At 60.8% G+C, this 17,191-nt stretch carries 16 protein-coding genes and 1 tRNA gene; 7 read left to right on the plus strand and 10 right to left on the minus strand.

What is annotated here, in order from left to right; genetic code table 11:
• The first annotated feature begins 4 nt into the window (after positions 1 to 4).
• Positions 5 to 472, plus strand: coding sequence for a flagella synthesis protein FlgN (locus tag AC19YR_RS06280; protein ID WP_095106830.1), 468 nt, complete (start codon positions 5 to 7; stop codon positions 470 to 472).
• Between the two features lie 93 nt (positions 473 to 565).
• Positions 566 to 1,312 carry a flagellar brake protein gene (locus tag AC19YR_RS06285; protein ID WP_095106828.1) on the plus strand — a complete coding sequence of 249 codons (747 nt, stop codon included), beginning with the start codon at positions 566 to 568 and terminating at the stop codon, positions 1,310 to 1,312.
• A 54-nt stretch (positions 1,313 to 1,366) separates the two neighbouring features.
• Here the strand turns inward: AC19YR_RS06285 and AC19YR_RS06290 are convergent, their stop codons facing one another.
• From AC19YR_RS06290 to AC19YR_RS06310, 5 genes are all read right to left on the minus strand, one after another.
• Positions 1,367 to 2,752 carry an MFS transporter gene (locus AC19YR_RS06290; RefSeq protein WP_095106827.1) on the minus strand — a complete coding sequence of 462 codons (1,386 nt, stop codon included), beginning with the start codon at positions 2,750 to 2,752 and terminating at the stop codon, positions 1,367 to 1,369.
• Between the two features lie 70 nt (positions 2,753 to 2,822).
• Positions 2,823 to 4,064, minus strand: coding sequence for a glutamine synthetase family protein (locus tag AC19YR_RS06295; RefSeq protein WP_500597654.1), 1,242 nt, complete (start codon positions 4,062 to 4,064; stop codon positions 2,823 to 2,825).
• A gap of 267 nt (positions 4,065 to 4,331) precedes the next feature.
• Complete coding sequence (locus AC19YR_RS06300; protein WP_500597601.1) at positions 4,332 to 5,024, minus strand: sensor histidine kinase; 693 nt, start codon at positions 5,022 to 5,024, stop codon at positions 4,332 to 4,334.
• The gene (locus AC19YR_RS06305) at positions 5,021 to 6,625 is read right to left on the minus strand and encodes a response regulator (RefSeq protein WP_500597603.1); all 1,605 of its coding nucleotides are present in this window, start codon (positions 6,623 to 6,625) and stop codon (positions 5,021 to 5,023) included. Before AC19YR_RS06305 ends, AC19YR_RS06300 begins: the two co-directional genes overlap by 4 nt.
• A gap of 339 nt (positions 6,626 to 6,964) precedes the next feature.
• Positions 6,965 to 7,041: transfer RNA gene (locus AC19YR_RS06310), tRNA-Arg, on the minus strand.
• 120 nt (positions 7,042 to 7,161) lie between these two features.
• On the opposite strand from AC19YR_RS06310, the gene AC19YR_RS06315 reads away from it, so the two are divergent.
• Both AC19YR_RS06315 and AC19YR_RS06320 read left to right on the plus strand, forming a co-directional pair.
• A complete protein-coding gene (locus AC19YR_RS06315) occupies positions 7,162 to 7,482 on the plus strand; it encodes a hypothetical protein (RefSeq protein WP_500597605.1) in 321 nt (106 codons plus the stop codon).
• A 107-nt stretch (positions 7,483 to 7,589) separates the two neighbouring features.
• Positions 7,590 to 7,769, plus strand: a complete 180-nt coding sequence (locus AC19YR_RS06320; RefSeq protein ID WP_095106796.1) for a PA3371 family protein — start codon at positions 7,590 to 7,592, stop codon at positions 7,767 to 7,769.
• Here AC19YR_RS06320 and phnN read toward each other — a convergent pair.
• Complete coding sequence (phnN, locus tag AC19YR_RS06325; protein ID WP_500597656.1) at positions 7,744 to 8,331, minus strand: phosphonate metabolism protein/1,5-bisphosphokinase (PRPP-forming) PhnN; 588 nt, start codon at positions 8,329 to 8,331, stop codon at positions 7,744 to 7,746. The two genes, AC19YR_RS06320 and phnN, sit on opposite strands and share 26 nt — an antisense overlap.
• Positions 8,332 to 8,710: 379 nt before the next feature.
• On the opposite strand from phnN, the gene AC19YR_RS06330 reads away from it, so the two are divergent.
• Positions 8,711 to 9,037 (plus strand): Arc family DNA-binding protein, encoded by a 327-nt coding sequence (locus AC19YR_RS06330; protein WP_095106787.1) that lies wholly within the window; start codon positions 8,711 to 8,713, stop codon positions 9,035 to 9,037.
• 122 nt (positions 9,038 to 9,159) lie between these two features.
• On the opposite strand, the gene mgtE is transcribed toward AC19YR_RS06330, so the two are convergent.
• The 3 genes from mgtE to fadD2 form a co-directional block, all read right to left on the minus strand.
• Entirely contained in the window at positions 9,160 to 10,602 is a 1,443-nt protein-coding gene (mgtE, locus tag AC19YR_RS06335) for a magnesium transporter (protein ID WP_095106784.1), read from the minus strand.
• Between the two features lie 333 nt (positions 10,603 to 10,935).
• On the minus strand, positions 10,936 to 12,627 hold the full coding sequence (gene fadD1 / locus AC19YR_RS06340; protein ID WP_095106782.1) for a long-chain-fatty-acid--CoA ligase FadD1: 1,692 nt from the start codon (positions 12,625 to 12,627) through the stop codon (positions 10,936 to 10,938).
• 332 nt (positions 12,628 to 12,959) lie between these two features.
• On the minus strand, positions 12,960 to 14,648 hold the full coding sequence (fadD2, locus tag AC19YR_RS06345; protein WP_095106781.1) for a long-chain-fatty-acid--CoA ligase FadD2: 1,689 nt from the start codon (positions 14,646 to 14,648) through the stop codon (positions 12,960 to 12,962).
• Between the two features lie 213 nt (positions 14,649 to 14,861).
• On the opposite strand from fadD2, the gene AC19YR_RS06350 reads away from it, so the two are divergent.
• Positions 14,862 to 15,809, plus strand: a complete 948-nt coding sequence (locus AC19YR_RS06350) for an alpha/beta hydrolase (protein ID WP_500597606.1) — start codon at positions 14,862 to 14,864, stop codon at positions 15,807 to 15,809.
• Positions 15,810 to 15,841: 32 nt separating this feature from the next.
• The gene (locus tag AC19YR_RS06355; protein ID WP_095106777.1) at positions 15,842 to 16,312 is read left to right on the plus strand and encodes a MaoC family dehydratase; all 471 of its coding nucleotides are present in this window, start codon (positions 15,842 to 15,844) and stop codon (positions 16,310 to 16,312) included.
• 18 nt (positions 16,313 to 16,330) lie between these two features.
• Here AC19YR_RS06355 and AC19YR_RS06360 read toward each other — a convergent pair whose 3' ends face one another.
• The gene (locus tag AC19YR_RS06360) at positions 16,331 to 17,191 is read right to left on the minus strand and encodes an efflux RND transporter periplasmic adaptor subunit (protein ID WP_095106775.1); all 861 of its coding nucleotides are present in this window, start codon (positions 17,189 to 17,191) and stop codon (positions 16,331 to 16,333) included.

Consider the following 17,191-nt stretch of genomic DNA (forward strand, 5'->3'; position numbering starts at 1 on the left):
CGTCATGCACGACACCAACTTACTGCAACTGATTACCGACGACTTTGCTCCAGCTCAACAGTTGCTGGAGTTGCTGCAAACCGAGTCCCTGGCCCTCCACGGACGCGACATGCGGCTGCTCGAAGAAATCCTCGCGCAAAAACAGGCGTTAATCATTTTGCTGGAGCAGCATGGCCGCAAGCGCAGCGAAATCCTCGCCAGCCTCAACCTGCCCGCCAACCACAACGGTCTCGCGCAACTGGCCGAGCACTCAAGCATTGGCCCGCAATTGCTGGCGCAAAGCGAAGTCCTGAACCAAAAACTCGCCCAATGCCACGCCATCAACGAGCAGAACGGCCAGTCGATCCAACTGCAACAAGCCACCACCGCACACCAGTTGCGCATTCTCACAGGTGGCGAACCGCCTTCGCTCTACGATGCCCGCGGGTCAACCTCCAAGCTTGCGAAGCCACGCCCGCTCAGTCAGGCTTGAGCCCTTATGAGCGCGCCCTATGAAGCCGCGCCACATGCTGGCAAAATGCCGGATCTTGCGTGTAGTTGTATTTTGTCTGGAGATTGATGAACCGTGTCCAATGCCTTAAACGCGGAAGACGCTCCGCAGCCCCCCAAGGTGCTCACCACACCTCTGGAAATCGCCGCTAACCTGCGGTCGCTGCAAGAGAGCCACGATCCCCTGATTATTACGTTCCATGAACGCAGCCAGCGCTTTCAGAGCTATCTGGTGGAGGTCGACCGCGACAGCGGCATGATTGCCCTCGATGAAATGATCCCCCGCGACGGCGAGCGCTTCATGTTCGGCGGCGAGCCTTTTCGCGTCGAAGGCTTTCACGAAGGCGTGCGGATCGCTTGGGAAAGCAACGGCACCCCGACCCTCGATGAAACCAAGGATCACCGCTGCTACCGCACGGTCATGCCTACCGAAGTGGTCTACCACCAGCGGCGCAACGCCTTTCGCGCGGCCCTGAAACTGGCGCAACTGGTGGATATCGAGTTGGGCGGTGAGAAGCTCAAAGCCCCGGTCAAGGGCAAGCTGTTGGATATTTCCGCCACCGGCTGCAAGTTGCGCTTTGACGGCGACATCTCCGATCGCCTGCAACTGGGCGAGGTCTACGACCGTTTCGTCGCCGCCCTGCCCTTCGGCGCCATGACCGCGCCGGTGGAACTGCGCCACCTGCACCACGAAGAGCGCATCGACACCACGTTCGCCGGCGTGCGCTTTCACAACATGAGTGGCCTGGTACAGCGCCAGGTCGAGCGCTTCGTCTACCAGTTGCAACGCGAAGCGCGGCGCTTCGACAAAGACGACATGTAAATCCGCCAGCACACAAAAAACGGGCAGCTGCGTAAGGGCTGCCCGTTTTTTGTTTTAGGGCCTGGCACCGGTGAAGGTGTGGGGATGTTCGGGGTCTGCGTCGTCAGGCCCGCCGTTTTCGTCAGGCGCCGGTTGCGCATCCGCGTCAGGTTCCAGCTCCGGGTCGGGAGTGGCTGGACTCTGCTGCATCTGGTCTTGCACCACTTGCTCGTCCACCCGTGGGTCGAGGGCCGCCACCAGGGGCGAACTGGACATGCTGTCCGGCATCGCCACGTGGTGCAGCGGTGCATCGTCCACCTGATGCAGGTTGGTCACAGCCTTGGGCCGGATGCGCCAGACCAGGACCAGGGCAAAAAAACTGAAGAAGGCATAGAGCATCTGGCTGCCGAAGAACTTCATCAGCACCCCGGCCACCAGCGGCCCAATGCTGGCACCCACGCCGTAGGTCACCAGCAGCATTGCCGTCAGCGACACCCGACGATCGCTCTCCACATGGTCGTTGGAAAACGCCACCGCCAGCGGATACAGGCAGAACTGCACCAGCGAACAGAGGAACCCGGCAACAAACAACACCTCCAGCGGCACCGACGGCAGGATCGCCAAGGGCAGCGCCGCCACGGCGAGAAACCCGGCGAAGCAGCGGATCAGCAGCGCACGGTCATAGCGGTCCGATAACCAGCCCAACGGCCACTGCACCACCAGGCCTGCGAAGATGCAGCTACCCATGAACAGACCCACTTGCTCGGTCGAGAGCCCCTGCTGCGCGGCATACAGCGGCGCAAGGCCGTAGAACGAACCGACTATCAGGCCCGCCCCCAGCACCGTGCTCAACGACTGCGGCACGCGCTTGATAAAGAACCGCGGCTCCATCGGTGCCGGATGCAAGGGCGCGGGGTGAATGCGCCGGGTCATGGCCACCGGCACCAGGCACAGGGCGAAGCACAGCGCCACCAGCATCAGCAGTTCCAGGCCCAGTTGCGGGTGCATGACCAGAATCAGTTGCCCCAGCACCAAGCCCAGGTACGAGGCGATCATGTAGCCGCTGAACACCAGCCCTCGTTGCTTGGCTTCGGCCTGCTCGTTGAGCCAGCTCTCGATGACCATGTACTGGCACATCATGCCCAGGCCCACGATCACCCGCAGCACCAGCCATGCGGGTAGCCAGTCCACCAAGCCATGGCCCAGCACCGCGGCGCCGACAATGCCGGCGCAGGTGGCGTAGGCGCGAATATGCCCGACACGGGCGATCAGGCGATGGCCGATCTTGCCGCCCAGGACAAGACCGAAGTAGTTGGCGGCCATCAGCGCACCGATCCACAGACCATCGACGTGGTCCGCGGCCAGGCGCAAGGCCAGGTAAGTACTCAATAGGCCTGAGCCGATAAGCATCATCAGCGAGGCGAAATACAGCGCTCGAAAGGATTTCCAGATTTGGCGCATCGGCGTTCCGAGCGGCTCCTTGAAGTGAGGATCGGGCTATCGCTAACGATAGCCCGAAGGCGAGGGTCGGTTATGCCTGGGCCGCTAGAACACGACGCTCCCAGGGAGTTATTTCATCGAAGAAACTGGTCAACTCCATGGTTTTCGAGGCGATGTAGCCTTCGATGAACTCCTTGCCAAACAGTTCCTTCGCCAATGAACTGCGTTTGAGACGCTCAAGGGCGGCATGCAAGGTACAAGGCAGGGCCAAATGGTCCGGCACCTGGAACTCACCCTGGATCGCCGCACCAGGCTCCAACTCATGCTCGATGCCGTGCAAGCCGGCGGCCAGGCTGGCGGCAATCGCCAGGTAGGGGTTGGCATCGGCCCCCGGCAAACGGTTTTCGACCCGCCGCGCCACCGGCGAACTGGCTGGAATGCGCAGCCCAGCGGCGCGGTTGTCGTGGGACCAGCACGCATTGTTTGGCGACGCATAGGGGTGGCACAAACGTTGGTAGGAGTTCACGTTCGGTGCGAACAGTGCGGTGAAATCCGCCATCCCCGCTTGCTGCCCGCCGATGAAATGACGGAACGTCGCAGTCGGCTCCCCCGCCGAATCGCTGAACACATTACGCCCGCTGCCCAGCTCCACCACACTTTGGTGAATGTGCATCGAACTGCCCGGCGTGTGCGCCAGTGGCTTGGCCATGCACACCACGGTCAAGCCATGCTTGAGCGCCACTTCCTTGAGCAGGTGTTTGAAAAGGAAGGTCTGGTCGGCCAGCAACAGCGGGTCGCCGTGCAGCAGGTTGATCTCGAACTGGCTAACGCCCATTTCGTGCATGAAGGTGTCGCGAGGCAAACCCAGCGCGGCCATGCACTGATAGACCTCGGCAAAAAACGGCCGCAAGCCGTTGTTGGAGCTGACGCTGAACGCCGAGTGGCCGTCCTCGCGGCGCCCGTCCAGGCCCAGGGGCGGCTGGAAGGGTTGAGTCGGGTCGGTGTTGGGGGCGAAGACGAAGAACTCCAACTCGGTCGCCACCACCGGTGCCAAGCCACGCTCGGCGTAGCGGGCGATCACGGCCTTGAGCTGGCCGCGGGTGGAAAGCCGTGAGCTTTCGCCCGTCAGCTCATGGGCATCGCAAATGGCCAGGGCCCGCGGCTGGTCGCTCCAGGGCAAGCGGTGGATCTGCCCGGGGTCGGGGCACAACGCCAGGTCGCCGTCGTCGCTGCCATAAAATCGGGCCGGCGGATAACCGCCCATGATGCATTGCAGCAGCACCCCCCGCGCCATCTGCAACCGCCGCCCTTCCAGGAAACCCTCGGCAGTCATCACCTTGCCGCGAGGCACACCATTGAGGTCCGGCGTAACACATTCAATCTCATCAATGCCCGTCAATCGCTGTGCGAGTGAACTGTGGCCATCGGTCGTCATGACTCAATCCTTGTTGTTGTGCAAGCCGCGAACGGCGACCCGTACAAAATACGCATCACCTGTTCAGGATTTCAAGCACAGCGTCGCAAAACCCGGGGGCCGCGCCGCGAATAGATCATCACACCAAGGCTGAAACGATAATTTACGCCGTCCGCAGGCCCGAAACTACGGCAGATAGAGGCTGAACAATGCGCCGCCCAACGGCCCGCCATTGCTGATTGCGATACGCCCGCACACGCCGTTGCGCTGGTGCAGGCCGGCGATACGCGCGGCGAAATACAGGCCCAGGCCGGTGCTGCCGGTGACCTGGTTGATGCCCTGAAGGTAATCGGCCTGGTGCTCGATCATCTGCGCCGGGTAGCCGCCGCCGTCATCATTGATGGTCAACAGCAACTGCCCCGCCTCCTCGCGCACGCTAATCAGCAAGGCCCGGCGCGCGTAACGCAGCACATTGTTGATGATGTTGGAGACCACCGAACCGATCAGGCTGCGGTCGAAAAACCCCAACCCGCACAACTCATCGACCTCATAGCGAGCCTCGATGCCGCGTTGCTCGAACACCTCTTGATGGCAGGCCAATTGCGCTTCGAGGAAGTCGTCGAGCTCGTGGTAGCCGGGCTGCAAGGGCAACTGGTTGACCTGCAGTTTGTACAGGCCCAGCAACTGCACGAGCATGCCATTGAGGTGGGCGAACTCATACGCCATCACCGACTGCTCGGCCGTGTGCCGCTGCGCCTGGGGCAAGCGCTCCAGCCACTGGCTATGGGCCTGCATCAGCATGGCCAGGGAGTTCTTCATGTCATGGACGGTGGACGCAATCACCGTGGAAAAGTCCAGGCCCGGTTCGCTCTCGTTCATTGGTCAAACGCCTTGCTGCGCAGTTTTTGATAACGCGGATAACGCGCGTCGCTCTCGGGGATCATGCCGACCATTTTCAAGCAGGCGCGGCATTCGTCGAACAGCGGCGCGTCCGCCTTGGGGTCGGTGCCGTGGAGCAGGGACTGCGCCATGTTCAGCGCAATACTGATGTTCTTCGGTTGCAGCAACAGCGCGCCGCGGAACAGCTCCCGCGCTTCGGTCAAGCCACCTGCCTTGTAGGCACGCACGCCTTGGCGGTTGAGGTCCGCCGCAGCGTTGCCGGCGTTGAGGATGGCCGGGTCGTCGGTCAGCTTGGCGATGCCTTGCATCACCACCGGGTCGTCACCGTAAATCTCGGCGCAGTTCTTGAGCATCGAGGCGCCGGCCTCGGCCTGGCCCAATTGCTGCAACTGCTTGGCCACCAGCAACGCCGCCTCGGCGCTCATGAATTGCTCCATGCCGTCTAGGCGCGCCATGGCTTGCTCGGTGAGTTTTTCGGCGGTTTCCGCGTCGTTGATAAGCAGGCTGGTAGCCTTCATCAGCCGCGCCCGCACTTGCAGGCCCTGGTCGCCCGGGTTCTCCTTGGCCACCAGGCCTAGGGCATTGTTGATCTCCAGGCGCGTGCGGGTGTCCAGGCCCCGCTCGCTGCCCTTGCTAATCAAGGCTTGGGCCAGGCCAAGGTTACTTTCCGGGTCTTTGAAGCGTGACTGCTGCCCCTGGGCCACCGCATTGCGATAGGCCCGGGACGAGGTTTCAAAATCCTCGTTGGCCAAGGCCAATTTGCCCAACTGCGATTGCCGGCGCACCGCCAGCGGCGACAGGCGTACCGCCTCTTCCAGCACGCTTTGCGCACGTTTGGCATCGCCCTGAGCCACCAACACGTCCGCCAACCCGTCATACAAGGCCGGCATCATCGGGAACGCCTTGAGCGCCGTTTCGTACAAGCCTTGGGCGTGCTTGACCTGGCCGCGCTTGAACAGCAACCGGCCCAACATCGCGTAGGCCCATGGCAGCGGGCGGTCCGCCAGAATCGCATTGAGGAACTTCTCCAGCGCCTCATGCTGGTTCAGGTCGCGAAGGGCATCGGCGCGGTACTTGAGGCATAACGGCGTGAAACGCGGGTCTTGCTTGCACAACGCCGCACAGGCCGCCAACACCTCGGTGGGCTTGCCGCGATCCAGGGCCTGCATGATGGGCTTGAGTAAATTCTTGCGCTGCACCAACCGATCCAACCGCTGGGCCAGGCCTGAGCGGTTGAAGGGCTTGGTCAGATAGGCATCGGGCTCGTGCTCCAGGGCACTGAGCACCATCGCCTGGCTCGTCTCGGCGGTGACCATGACGAACACGCTCTCATGGCTAATCAACTTGTCGACCATCAGGTCTTCAAGCACCTGCTGGCCATTTTTCTTACCGTCGCCCAGGTGATAGTCCTGCAGGATAAAGTCGTAGCGCTTCTGCGCGCACATGCGCAGCGCCTGCTCTCCAGTGTCGGCGGTGTCGATATCCTTGACCCCCAGCTCACGCAGCATGGACCTGACGGAACTGCGAAAGTCAGAAAAATCATCGACGATCAAAAAGTTTTTCTGGTGATACGCCAACATCGGAGATTCCAGCCCAGTAAGAAGATGAACCCAAAAGCAAATGCAAGGACGAGCTCAGCTTCGCTGCACCTTTCGGCGCGCAGATAATAGCTAGCGGCAATAGGCTATCAAGCGACTTTACACAGCCTTACCCACGACGTTACCAACCGCACTCACCGCGCAGGCCCGCAAGGCCGCCTAGCACTAAAACCGCCAGGCAACACTGATGCTTGACGGGTTATCGGCCACTTTGGCCTTTCCCTTATAGAAAGCGGCGATTTAGTTACGACCTGGCAAAACCGACAGACAACAAAAAGCCCCGCCAGCAGGTTTCTGGACGGGGCCTTGGAGTGTCTGATGTGGTGTCCCAGGGCCGGTTCGAACGGCCAACCTTCCCCTTAGGAGGGGGATGCTCTATCCAATTGAGCTACTGGGACAAGGGCAGCGACATGAAAATACGCTGCGCAGGACGGCGTGCATGGTAACGGGCAAGGCTGCTTTTGTCATGTCGTCCGTGGGGCTTTTTCAGTGTAGGCCGCAGCAGACACGGGGCTTTCATGGCACTCATCGTGCAAATTGCATCACCGCAGAAAGCCATCATTGCAAAGTGCAATGCCGCGCCCTTAGAAGACCAACATAAGCTATTGTTTTATAAAGAATTTATTCAAATAAAAAGCTGGCACGGAGACTGCTTAATCCCCTATCAGAAGAACAACGGAGATAACGCCTGTGAACCGCGCCCTTTTACTGTTGAATGCCCTGGCCATGGTCACCCTGGTGGGTTTTCATTTTTTTCCAGCCGACGAGGCGGCTGCCACCGCACTGGCGCCCATCTCCTACTCGCCACGCCAAGCGCCGCAACTGGCGGTGATGAATGAAGCGCCGCCGCAAATGCTGGTCATAGCGGATGCCCCTCAACCCGCTACCCCGAGTGAAACGGGCACCGTGCGCTGGGTTTTTTGAACCTTTTTTTCAGGAGTTGGACATGTCCAAAGCAGCCGCTGTTTTTCTGATACTGGCCCTGGCCAGTGGTGTGCTTACTCTCAATCTGGCGCAAGAAACCGGCACTCTTTTGCCCGCGGTGGCCTGCGCAGTGTTCGCCAGCTTATTCGTGGCCGCGTTGGTGGTCGGGCGCAAGATCAAGTTCGACCCTGTTCTGCGCTGACGCCTGCACACCGCAACAACGCGATCAGGTTCGCCACCGTTGCCGCCAATGCCTGGGAGTTGTCCAAAGTCATCAGCGCAGTTGGGCTGGCGTCTAAGCCCGCAGCCGAGAGGCGGGCATTGCGTTGCAGGCGCGCTTCTATTTGCTCTGCATTTTCCCGACCCCGGCGTACCAACCGCTCACGCAGCACCTCGCTGCGCACCGTCAGCAATAGCGGCAGCAGATCCGGATAGCGCCGCTGCGCCTCGGCCAAGTAAGCCCTGGAACCATTGACCAGCACATTGCGCCCTGCCGCCAGCCAATCGTTGATCTGCACGGGAATGCCGTAGCTGAGGCCATTGGCCTGCCAGTCCAGGGCAAAGGCGCCCTCCCCCCGCCGCTGCTCGAACTGCGCCGGCGACAGACCGAGGGCCGCCTCACCCACAGATTCGGCAGAACGAGTGATGGCACGGCGTGCCACCTCGCAATTCAACTCTTGAAGAAGGCGCTGGCGCGCGGCGTCGATCAGGCTGTCCTTGCCCGACCCGGAAGGGCCCATCAGATAGATCAGCCGGCCTTGCATGCCATTCATACCTCTCGTCGCGTCACAGGCTAGTAAATCGGCCATTTGCCACTATTCTGTAGCCAAGGGAAAAGTGATCGAACACAGCTGGCCCCCTTGGGAGTATTCAGCGGTACCGGGTGGAGCAAAGGACGTGGGCAGAGAGGCAGGCTGGAGCATTCTTTTCAAACCAGTCGGCATTTCTGATAATTGGTGCTGGCATATCGCCTGTATCCAGTTCAATATTTGTCACAGAATTGACGCCAACGATCTGGCGATTTAGAGGCATGATGCGGGCCTCCTAAACAATTCAGGTTGAACATTTGGTTGCGAGCCTTGTCCTAATGACATCTTGCGGCCAATTCCGAAAACCGCTCCCCTGAACTAACCGGTTAAATATATGCGCCCATTGAAACAGGCAATCTATTCCAGCCGTACGGCTGACAAGTTCGTCGTGCGTCTGCCCGATGGTATGCGTGAACGCATCGCCGAGGTGGCTCGCAATCACCATCGCAGCATGAACTCTGAAATCATCGCCCGCATGGAGCAAAGCCTTATTCAGGAAGGTGCTCTTGGCGACGAGCCAAGCCTGCGCCTGGACAGCCCGGAGCTGTCGTTGCATGAGCGAGAGCTGTTGCAACGTTTCCGCCAACTGTCCCATCGTCAGCAGAACGCTCTGGTTTCGCTGATCGCCCATGATGCGGAAATGGCGGCCGACGCGTCCTGAGGCCACACCCGAATACTCAAGCCAGCCTATAGGCTGGCTTTTTTTGCCTGCGATTTATGGTTTTGGCCAAGCCAGAGAAGGTGCGCAACCCGCCATCAGGCCGGGCCGCGCTCAAAAGAAGGTCACAGCAGGAAGATCGTGGCCAACCCGAGAAAGATAAAGAAGCCACCACTGTCGGTCATGGCCGTAATCATCACACTGGCGCCCATGGCCGGGTCGCGCCCCAAGCGGGCCAGCGTCATAGGGATCAACACCCCCATCAGCGCTGCCAACAACAGGTTGAGGGTCATGGCCGCGGTCATTACCACCCCCAGCGACCAACTGCCATACAGCAGATAGGCCACCACACCAATCACCCCGCCCCATACCAAGCCGTTAATCAGGCCAACGGCCAACTCCTTGCGCATCAGGCGCGAGGTATTGCCGGTACTGACCTGGTCCAACGCCATGGCGCGCACGATCATGGTGATCGTCTGGTTGCCGGAGTTGCCGCCGATCCCGGCGACAATCGGCATCAACGCCGCCAAGGCCACCAGTTTTTCGATCGAGCCTTCAAACAGCCCGATCACCCGCGAGGCCACGAACGCGGTCACCAGGTTCACCGCCAGCCAGGCCCAACGGTTGCGAAGGGATTTCCACACGGAGGCGAAGATGTCTTCCTCTTCGCGCAGACCCGCCATGTTGAGCACTTCGTTCTCGCTCTCCTCACGGATCAGGTCGACCATTTCATCGATGGTCAAACGGCCGATGAGCTTGCCGTTCTTGTCCACCACCGGCGCGGAAATCAAGTCATAACGCTCGAACGCCTGGGCGGCGTCGTAGGCATCTTCGTCCGGGTGAAAGCTCACCGGATCACTGGCCATCACAGCGGCCACTTGCTTGTCCGGGTCGTTGACCAGTAAGCGCTTGATGGGCAACACGCCCTTGAGGATGCCTTCGTAGTCGACTACGAACAGTTTGTCGGTGTGACCCGGCAGTTCCTTGAGACGGCGCAGGTAGCGCAGGACCACTTCGAGGCTGACGTCCTCGCGGATGGTCACCATCTCGAAGTCCATCAGCGCGCCGACCTGCTCCTCGTCATAGGACAGGGCCGAGCGCACGCGCTCGCGCTGCTGGCCGTCGAGGGTTTCCATCAGTTCGTGGACAACGTCGCGCGGCAGTTCCGGCGCCAGGTCGGCGAGCTCGTCGGCGTCCATCTCCTTGGCGGCGGCCAGGAGCTCGTGATCGTCCATGTCGGCGATCAGGGTTTCACGCACCGAGTCGGATACTTCGAGAAGGATGTCGCCGTCGCGCTCGGCCTTGACCAATTGCCAGACCGTCAGGCGTTCTTCCAGCGGCAAGGCTTCAAGGATGTAGGCGACGTCCGCGGAGTGCAGGTCATCGAGCTTGCGCTGTAACTCGACGAGGTTCTGGCGGTGGACCAGGTTCTCGACCCGGTCCTGATGGTGGCCTTCCTGACGATGGGTCAGGTCTTCGACCACGCGCTGGCGATGCAGCAGCTCAACGACTTGAGCGAGGCGATCCTGCAGGCTTTCTTGCGTTTTTTTTACTTCTACTTCAGTCATAGGCGAACTCCACTCCCAGCAGCGGGGCACGCCGGAAGGATCAATCAGTCAATTCATGATTGGAAAAACGGGATACTGAGTAACTACTGGGTAAGTCCATGGAGGTATTCCACAAGCCCCGGCGGGGCTGACGGGCGCAATCATACACGGCTTGCCGTTTTTTAACGCCTTAATTCTTGGCCAGAACAAGTGCTTGCGGCATAAACCTGAGAACCTTGCGCGAGAATGCAATTGCGACGCCCCGAGGGCGCGAGAAAACACACGCCCGCACGGAAAACCAAACGCCAGATAGCAAAAAGCCCGCACTGGGCGGGCTTTCTTCAGGCAATGAAGTTACTTCTTCACGCCCAGTTTTTTCAGTTCCTCATCGCGCAATTCGCGACGTAGGATCTTGCCCACGTTAGTGGTCGGCAACGCGTCGCGGAACTCGACGGCCTTGGGCACTTTGTAGCCGGTGACATTGGCGCGCATATGCTCCATCACCTGTTCCTTGGTCAGGGTCACGCCCGGTTTAACGACGATGAAGATCTTGATCGCCTCCCCCGACTTGTCGTCCGGCACACCAATGGCCGCGCACTGCAACACGCCCGGCAGCATCACCAACACGTCTTCGAGTTCGTTGGGATAGACGTTGAAACCGGACACCAGAATCATGTCTTTCTTGCGGTCGACGATGCGCATGTAGCCGTTGGGCTGGATGATGGCGATATCGCCAGTCTTGAGCCAGCCGTCGCTGTCGAGGATCTCGTCGGTGGCGTCCTGGCGCTGCCAGTAACCTTTCATCACCTGCGGGCCCTTGACGCACAGTTCGCCGATTTCACCCAGCGCCAGCTCTTTGCCGTCGTCGTCGATCACCTTGCACAAGGTCGAAGGTAGCGGAATGCCGATGGTGCCGATCTGGATATTCTGGCTGGGATTGACGCTGACCACCGGGCTGGTTTCGGTCATGCCGTAGCCTTCGCAGATCGCGCAGCCGGTCACTTCCTTCCAACGCTCAGCGGCACTCAGTTGCAGCGCCATGCCACCGGACAGAGTCAGCTTGAGGGCCGAGAAGTCCAGTTTGCGGAACGCCTCGTTATGGCACAGGGCAACGAACAGGGTGTTGAGGCCGACGAACCCGGTGAACTTCCACTTCGACAGTTCTTTGACCATCGCCGTCAGGTCGCGCGGGTTGCTAATCAGGATGTTGTGGCCGCCGATCAGCATCATTGCCATGCAGTGAAAGGTGAACGCGTAGATGTGGTACAGCGGCAGCGGCGTAATCAGGATTTCGCAGCCTTCGTCCAGGTTCGAGCCCATCAGCGCCTTGCACTGCGCCATGTTCGCCGCCAGGTTGCGGTGAGTCAGCATCGCACCCTTGGCCACGCCCGTGGTGCCACCGGTGTATTGCAACACTGCCACGTCACCGCTGTCGGGGCTGGCATCGGCTACTGGCTGGCCACGGCCCTTGCGCAGCACATCGTTGAACTTGATGGCAGCGGGCAGGTGATAGGCCGGCACCATTTTCTTCACGTACTTGATGACGCTGTTTATCAGCAGGCGCTTGACCGGGGGCAGCAGGTCCGCCACCTCGGTGACGATCACGTACTTGACCGATGTCTTGGGCACGACGATTTGTGCCAGGTGCGCCATGTTGGCCAGGCACACCAGGGCCTTGGCGCCGGAATCTTTGAACTGGTGTTCCATTTCCCGCGCGGTGTACAGCGGGTTGGTGTTGACCACCGTCAGGCCAGCGCGCAGGGCACCGAATACGGCAATCGGGTATTGCAGCAGGTTGGGCAATTGCACGGCGATTCGATCGCCCGGCTTCAAGTCGGTATGCTGTTGCAGGTACGCGGCAAAAGCGCCCGACAATTCATACAGCTCACCGTAAGTAAGCGTCTTGCCCAGGCTGCTGAATGCCGGGTTGTCGGCAAAGCGTTGGCAGGATTGCTTCAACACTGCCTGAATATTCGGATACTCGTCGGGATTGATATTGGCAGCTATCCCGGCAGGGTACTTATCGTTCCAAAAGTCTTGGATCATGGAAGCCCACTCCTCAGCAACGCGAATTCATCAGCGCAGTTGATGCGATTATTATTGGTGTGTGTTTTTTATAGGTGAATCTGGCTTTTACTTAAGGCCGAGAAGTCACAAAGCGCGCCGAGAGTAGCAGCTTTGCAAAGGCCCTACTAGAGCCAATGAACGCCTGAACGGTCACACTTGCGACTCATGACACTTAAATAGTCATTTTTAGAGTAAAAATTCTATTCCTGCAAAGATGGCTCTAGAACAGGGTTTACAGCGTTTATAAAAAGCAGCGCGGGCGCCACCAGCTCCTACAACAAGCCAGGGGTGCCCGCGAGAGGAGGTAGGGGTTAGGCGATGTCGCGAAGTTCGCGGCGCAGGATCTTGCCCACCGGCGTCATGGGCAATGAATCACGCAGCACGATATGTTTAGGGACTTTATAAGCCGTGAAGTTCTCCTTGCAGTAAGCCTTCAACTCTTCAAGGCTGACCCCCGACTCACGCGGCACCACAAACAACTTCACCGCCTCGCCGGAACGCTCGTCCGGTACACCAATAACCGCGCAATTGGCCACTTTCGGGTGAGCCATCACCACATCTTCGATCTCGTTGGGATACACGTTGAAACCCGAGACGATAATCATGTCTTTCTTTCGGTCGACAATGCGCACAAAGCCGTCGGCTTCAATCACCGCCACGTCCCCGGTCTTGAACCAGCCCTCGGCATCCATCACTTCGGCGGTGGCTTCGGGTTTGTTCCAATAGCCCTTCATTACCTGCGGGCCCTTGATGCACAACTCGCCCCGCTCGCCCAACGGCTGCTCCACGCCCTCGTCGTCGATGACCTTGAGCAACGTGCCGGGAATCGGCATGCCCACGGTGCCCAGGCGCGATTGATTGCCGTAGGGGTTGGTGCAGGCCACGGGTGAGGTTTCGGTCAGGCCATAACCCTCGGTGATCCGGCAACCGGTCATTTGCTCCCAACGCTCGGCCGTCGCCTTGACCAGCGCGGTGCCGCCGGAGTTGGTGAGCTTGAGCCCGGAAAAATCCAGGGTCTTGAAATCCGGATGCTCCATCAGCGCCACAAACAGGGTGTTAAGCCCCAGCAGCGCCGAGAAGCGCCAGTTTTTCAGCTCTTTGATGAACGCGCCGATGTCCCGCGGGTTGGTGATAAGGACGTTGTGGTTACCGGTCACCATCATGCACATGCAGTTCGCGGTGAAGGCATAGATGTGATAGAGCGGCAGCGGCGCGATCATCACCTCCTTGCCCTCTTTGAGCAGTGGGTGGCCGTCGTCGCCGAGCTGCCCCAGGCACGCCCGGGCCTGCTGCATGTTGGCCACCAGGTTGGCGTGGGTGAGCATCGCGCCCTTGGCCAGGCCCGTGGTGCCGCCGGTGTATTGCAGTACTGCAACATCGTCCAGGCTGACGTCCAGTGGTTTGATGTCATGACCACGCCCCAGGCGCAGAGTGCTCTTGAACGGCACGGCCTGAGGCAGCTTGTAGGCCGGGACCATTTTCTTCACTTTGTCGACCAGGGTGTTGACCAGCCACCCCTTGGCCGTGGGCATCAGGTCGCCCATTTTCGCTTCGATCAGGTATTGGATGTCGGTGTCGGCCAGCACTTCCTCGACCCGCGCCCCGAACATGTTCAGGTACACCAGGGCGCGGGCACCGGAATCCTTGAACTGGTGGCGCATTTCCCGCGGGGTGTACAGCGGGTTGGTGTTGACCACAATCAGCCCGGCGCGCAAGGCACCGAACACGGCAATCGGGTATTGCAGAACGTTGGGCATCTGCACCGCGATGCGGTCGCCCGGCAGCAGGTCGGTGTGGGCTTGCAGGTAGCCGGCGAAGGCCGCGCTGTAGCGCTCCAGCTCGGCATAGGTCAGGGTGATGCCCATGTTGCTGAACGCCGGGCGGTCAGCGAACTTTTTGCAGGAACGCTCAAAGACTTCGATGACCGATTTGTAGGCCCCCAGGTCAATCTCGTTGGGCACACCGGCCGGGCGTTTGTCATTCCAGAAATCAGGTTGCATTGTTCTTGTCCTCGTTACCTGAGCGTGTTCCGTGCCGCGTCGCGGTACCTGTGCAAAGCGGGGCTCTGGGGACGTTAGCAGTTATGGCGTTTGAGGCAAATATGCGCAGCAGTGTCATTGATACCGTGAATCTTGCTGCCAACGCGCCAGTCCGGCGGCCAGCTAACCTTCAATGAGCGATACAATCGCCCCACCCCGCGCAAAGGAATCGCCATGACCCACGAACCGTTCTGGCTGGCCGCAAGCGACCGCAGCCGCCTGTATGTCAACCAATGGTTGCCACCAACCCCACCCCGGGCGGTGATCTTGCTGGCCCACGGCATGGCCGAACACAGTGGCCGCTACGCGCGCCTGGCCCAGGCCCTCACCGCCGCCGGCCATGGCCTCTATGCCCCTGACCTGCGCGGCCACGGCAAGACCGCCGAACAGGGCGGCGTGCTGGGGCACTACGCCGACCAGGACGGCTGGCGCAAAGTGGTCGGCGACTTGGCCAGCCTGAACCAGCACATCGGCCAGCAGCACCCGGGCACGCCCATCGTGCTGTTGGGCCACAGCATGGGCAGCTACATCGCCCAGGCATACCTGCTGCACCACAGCGCCAGCCTGCAAGGGGCGATCCTCAGCGGCTCGAATTTCCAACCGGTGGCGCTGTACCGCGCCGCGCGCCTGATCGCCCGCTTCGAACGCCTGCGCCAAGGCGCCACCGGGCGCAGCGGGCTGATCGACTGGCTGTCGTTCGGCTCGTTCAACAAGGCGTTCAAGCCCAACCGCACCGCGTTCGACTGGCTCAGCCGCGACCCGGCCGAGGTCGATTTGTACGTCAACGACCCGCTGTGCGGCTTTCGCTGCACCAACCAATTGTGGGTCGATATGCTCGGCGGCTTGCAGCAAATCAGCAAAGCGTCCAACCTCGCCCAGATCGATCCGGGCCTGCCGCTGCTGGTGATGGGCGGTGAATGTGATCCGGTGAGCAATGGCGTGCGTCTCACCCACCTGGCCGACGCCCTGCGCACGGCCGGCAGCCAACGCCTGCAATTGAATATCTACCCCCAGGCGCGCCACGAACTGTTCAACGAAACCAACCGCGATGCCGTGACCGGCGACGTGCTGGCCTGGCTCGACCAGGTGCTCCAGCAGCCCAGGCCGCCGCGCAGCGAATGACGCGAGCCATTTTTCAACCCAGGATTTTCTCGATGACCCAGGTAACCAACACCCCGTACGAAGCCCTTGAAGTCGGCCAGACCGCCAGCTACAGCAAGACCGTGGAAGAACGCGACATCCAGCTGTTCGCCGCCATGTCCGGGGACTTCAACCCAGTGCACCTGGACGCTGAATACGCCGCCGGCACCATGTTCAAGGAGCGTATCGCCCACGGCATGTTCAGCGGCGCCCTTATCAGCGCGGCCGTGGCCTGCGAGCTACCTGGGCCGGGCACCATCTACCTGGGCCAGCAAATGAGCTTCCAGAAACCGGTCAAGCTGGGCGACACCCTCACCGTACGCCTGGAAATCCTCGAAAAACTGCCCAAGTTCCGCGTGCGCATTGCCACCCGCGTGTTCAACCAGCGCGATGAGCTGGTGGTGGACGGCGAAGCCGAGATCCTCGCCCCGCGCAAGGCCCAAACCGTGACCTTGACCACCCTGGGGCCCATCAGCTTCGGCTGATCGCCCCGCCCGGGAGCCTTACGGGGCTTCCTGCACCTGCACACTGGCGGTCATCCCGGAACTGAGGGTGACGCCGTCGGGCAAAGCGTCCAACTTGATCCGCACCGGAATCCGCTGCGCCAGGCGCACCCAGTTGAACGTCGGCTCGACCTGGGCCAGTAATTGCCCGTCGGGCGTGGCGTTGCGGTCGGTGATGCCGCGGCTGATGCTTTCGACATGGCCGTGCAACGCCTCCCCGGCGCTCATCAGCCACACCTTGACCGGGTCGCCGACGCGGATGCGCGGCAACTTGGTTTCCTCGAAATACGCCTGCACGTAAAAGGTCGAATCATCCACCAGCGCCATCACCGGTTGCCCGGCATTGACGAAGTTGCCCTCGGCCAGGCGCAGGTTAGTGATGTGCCCGCTGCGCGGCGCATGCACCTGGCTGCGGGCCAGGTTGAGTTCGGCGACCTTGGCTTCGGCCTGGGCCTGGCGCAACTCGCCACGGGCGATACCGGCGTTGATCTGGGCGTTCTCGCGCAACTCGGCACTGATGGCCTGGGGCCCCAGGCTGGCGCGGCGGCTGGCTTCGTGCTCGCGCAGGCTCAGTTGCTGCTGGCGGGTCTGCACCACCGCTTGCGCTTTCTCCACTGCCGCCTCGAAGCGTTCACGGTCGATGCTCAACAGCAAGTCGCCGGCCTTGACCGGTTGGTTGTCGGCCACCTTGAGCTGGCGCACCCACCCGGACACGTCCGGCGCGACCACCACCACGTCGGCGCGGATGCGCGCATCGCGGGTCCAGGGCGTGAGCATGTAGTACTGCCACAAGTGGAAACCGGCGAACACCGCCACGGCCACCAGGCACAGGGTAATAGCGACACGTACGGATGTACGCAT

Source organism: Pseudomonas sp. MF08817, assembly GCF_059862705.1.

Excerpts from the sequence above, each read along its gene's own strand:
- AC19YR_RS06280 (WP_095106830.1), top strand. The coding sequence starts at position 5 with ATGCACGACACCAACTTACTGCAACTGATTACCGACGACTTTGCTCCA.
- AC19YR_RS06290 (WP_095106827.1), bottom strand. The coding sequence starts at position 2,752 with ATGCGCCAAATCTGGAAATCCTTTCGAGCGCTGTATTTCGCCTCGCTG.
- AC19YR_RS06295 (WP_500597654.1), bottom strand. The coding sequence starts at position 4,064 with ATGACTGCCGAGGGTTTCCTGGAAGGGCGGCGGTTGCAGATGGCGCGG.
- AC19YR_RS06300 (WP_500597601.1), bottom strand. The coding sequence starts at position 5,024 with ATGAACGAGAGCGAACCGGGCCTGGACTTTTCCACGGTGATTGCGTCC.
- AC19YR_RS06305 (WP_500597603.1), bottom strand. The coding sequence starts at position 6,625 with ATGTTGGCGTATCACCAGAAAAACTTTTTGATCGTCGATGATTTTTCT.
- AC19YR_RS06315 (WP_500597605.1), top strand. The coding sequence starts at position 7,162 with ATGGCACTCATCGTGCAAATTGCATCACCGCAGAAAGCCATCATTGCA.
- AC19YR_RS06320 (WP_095106796.1), top strand. The coding sequence starts at position 7,590 with ATGTCCAAAGCAGCCGCTGTTTTTCTGATACTGGCCCTGGCCAGTGGT.
- phnN (WP_500597656.1), bottom strand. The coding sequence starts at position 8,331 with ATGCAAGGCCGGCTGATCTATCTGATGGGCCCTTCCGGGTCGGGCAAG.
- AC19YR_RS06330 (WP_095106787.1), top strand. The coding sequence starts at position 8,711 with ATGCGCCCATTGAAACAGGCAATCTATTCCAGCCGTACGGCTGACAAG.
- mgtE (WP_095106784.1), bottom strand. The coding sequence starts at position 10,602 with ATGACTGAAGTAGAAGTAAAAAAAACGCAAGAAAGCCTGCAGGATCGC.
- fadD1 (WP_095106782.1), bottom strand. The coding sequence starts at position 12,627 with ATGATCCAAGACTTTTGGAACGATAAGTACCCTGCCGGGATAGCTGCC.
- fadD2 (WP_095106781.1), bottom strand. The coding sequence starts at position 14,648 with ATGCAACCTGATTTCTGGAATGACAAACGCCCGGCCGGTGTGCCCAAC.
- AC19YR_RS06350 (WP_500597606.1), top strand. The coding sequence starts at position 14,862 with ATGACCCACGAACCGTTCTGGCTGGCCGCAAGCGACCGCAGCCGCCTG.
- AC19YR_RS06355 (WP_095106777.1), top strand. The coding sequence starts at position 15,842 with ATGACCCAGGTAACCAACACCCCGTACGAAGCCCTTGAAGTCGGCCAG.
- AC19YR_RS06360 (WP_095106775.1), bottom strand. The coding sequence starts at position 17,191 with ATGCGTACATCCGTACGTGTCGCTATTACCCTGTGCCTGGTGGCCGTG.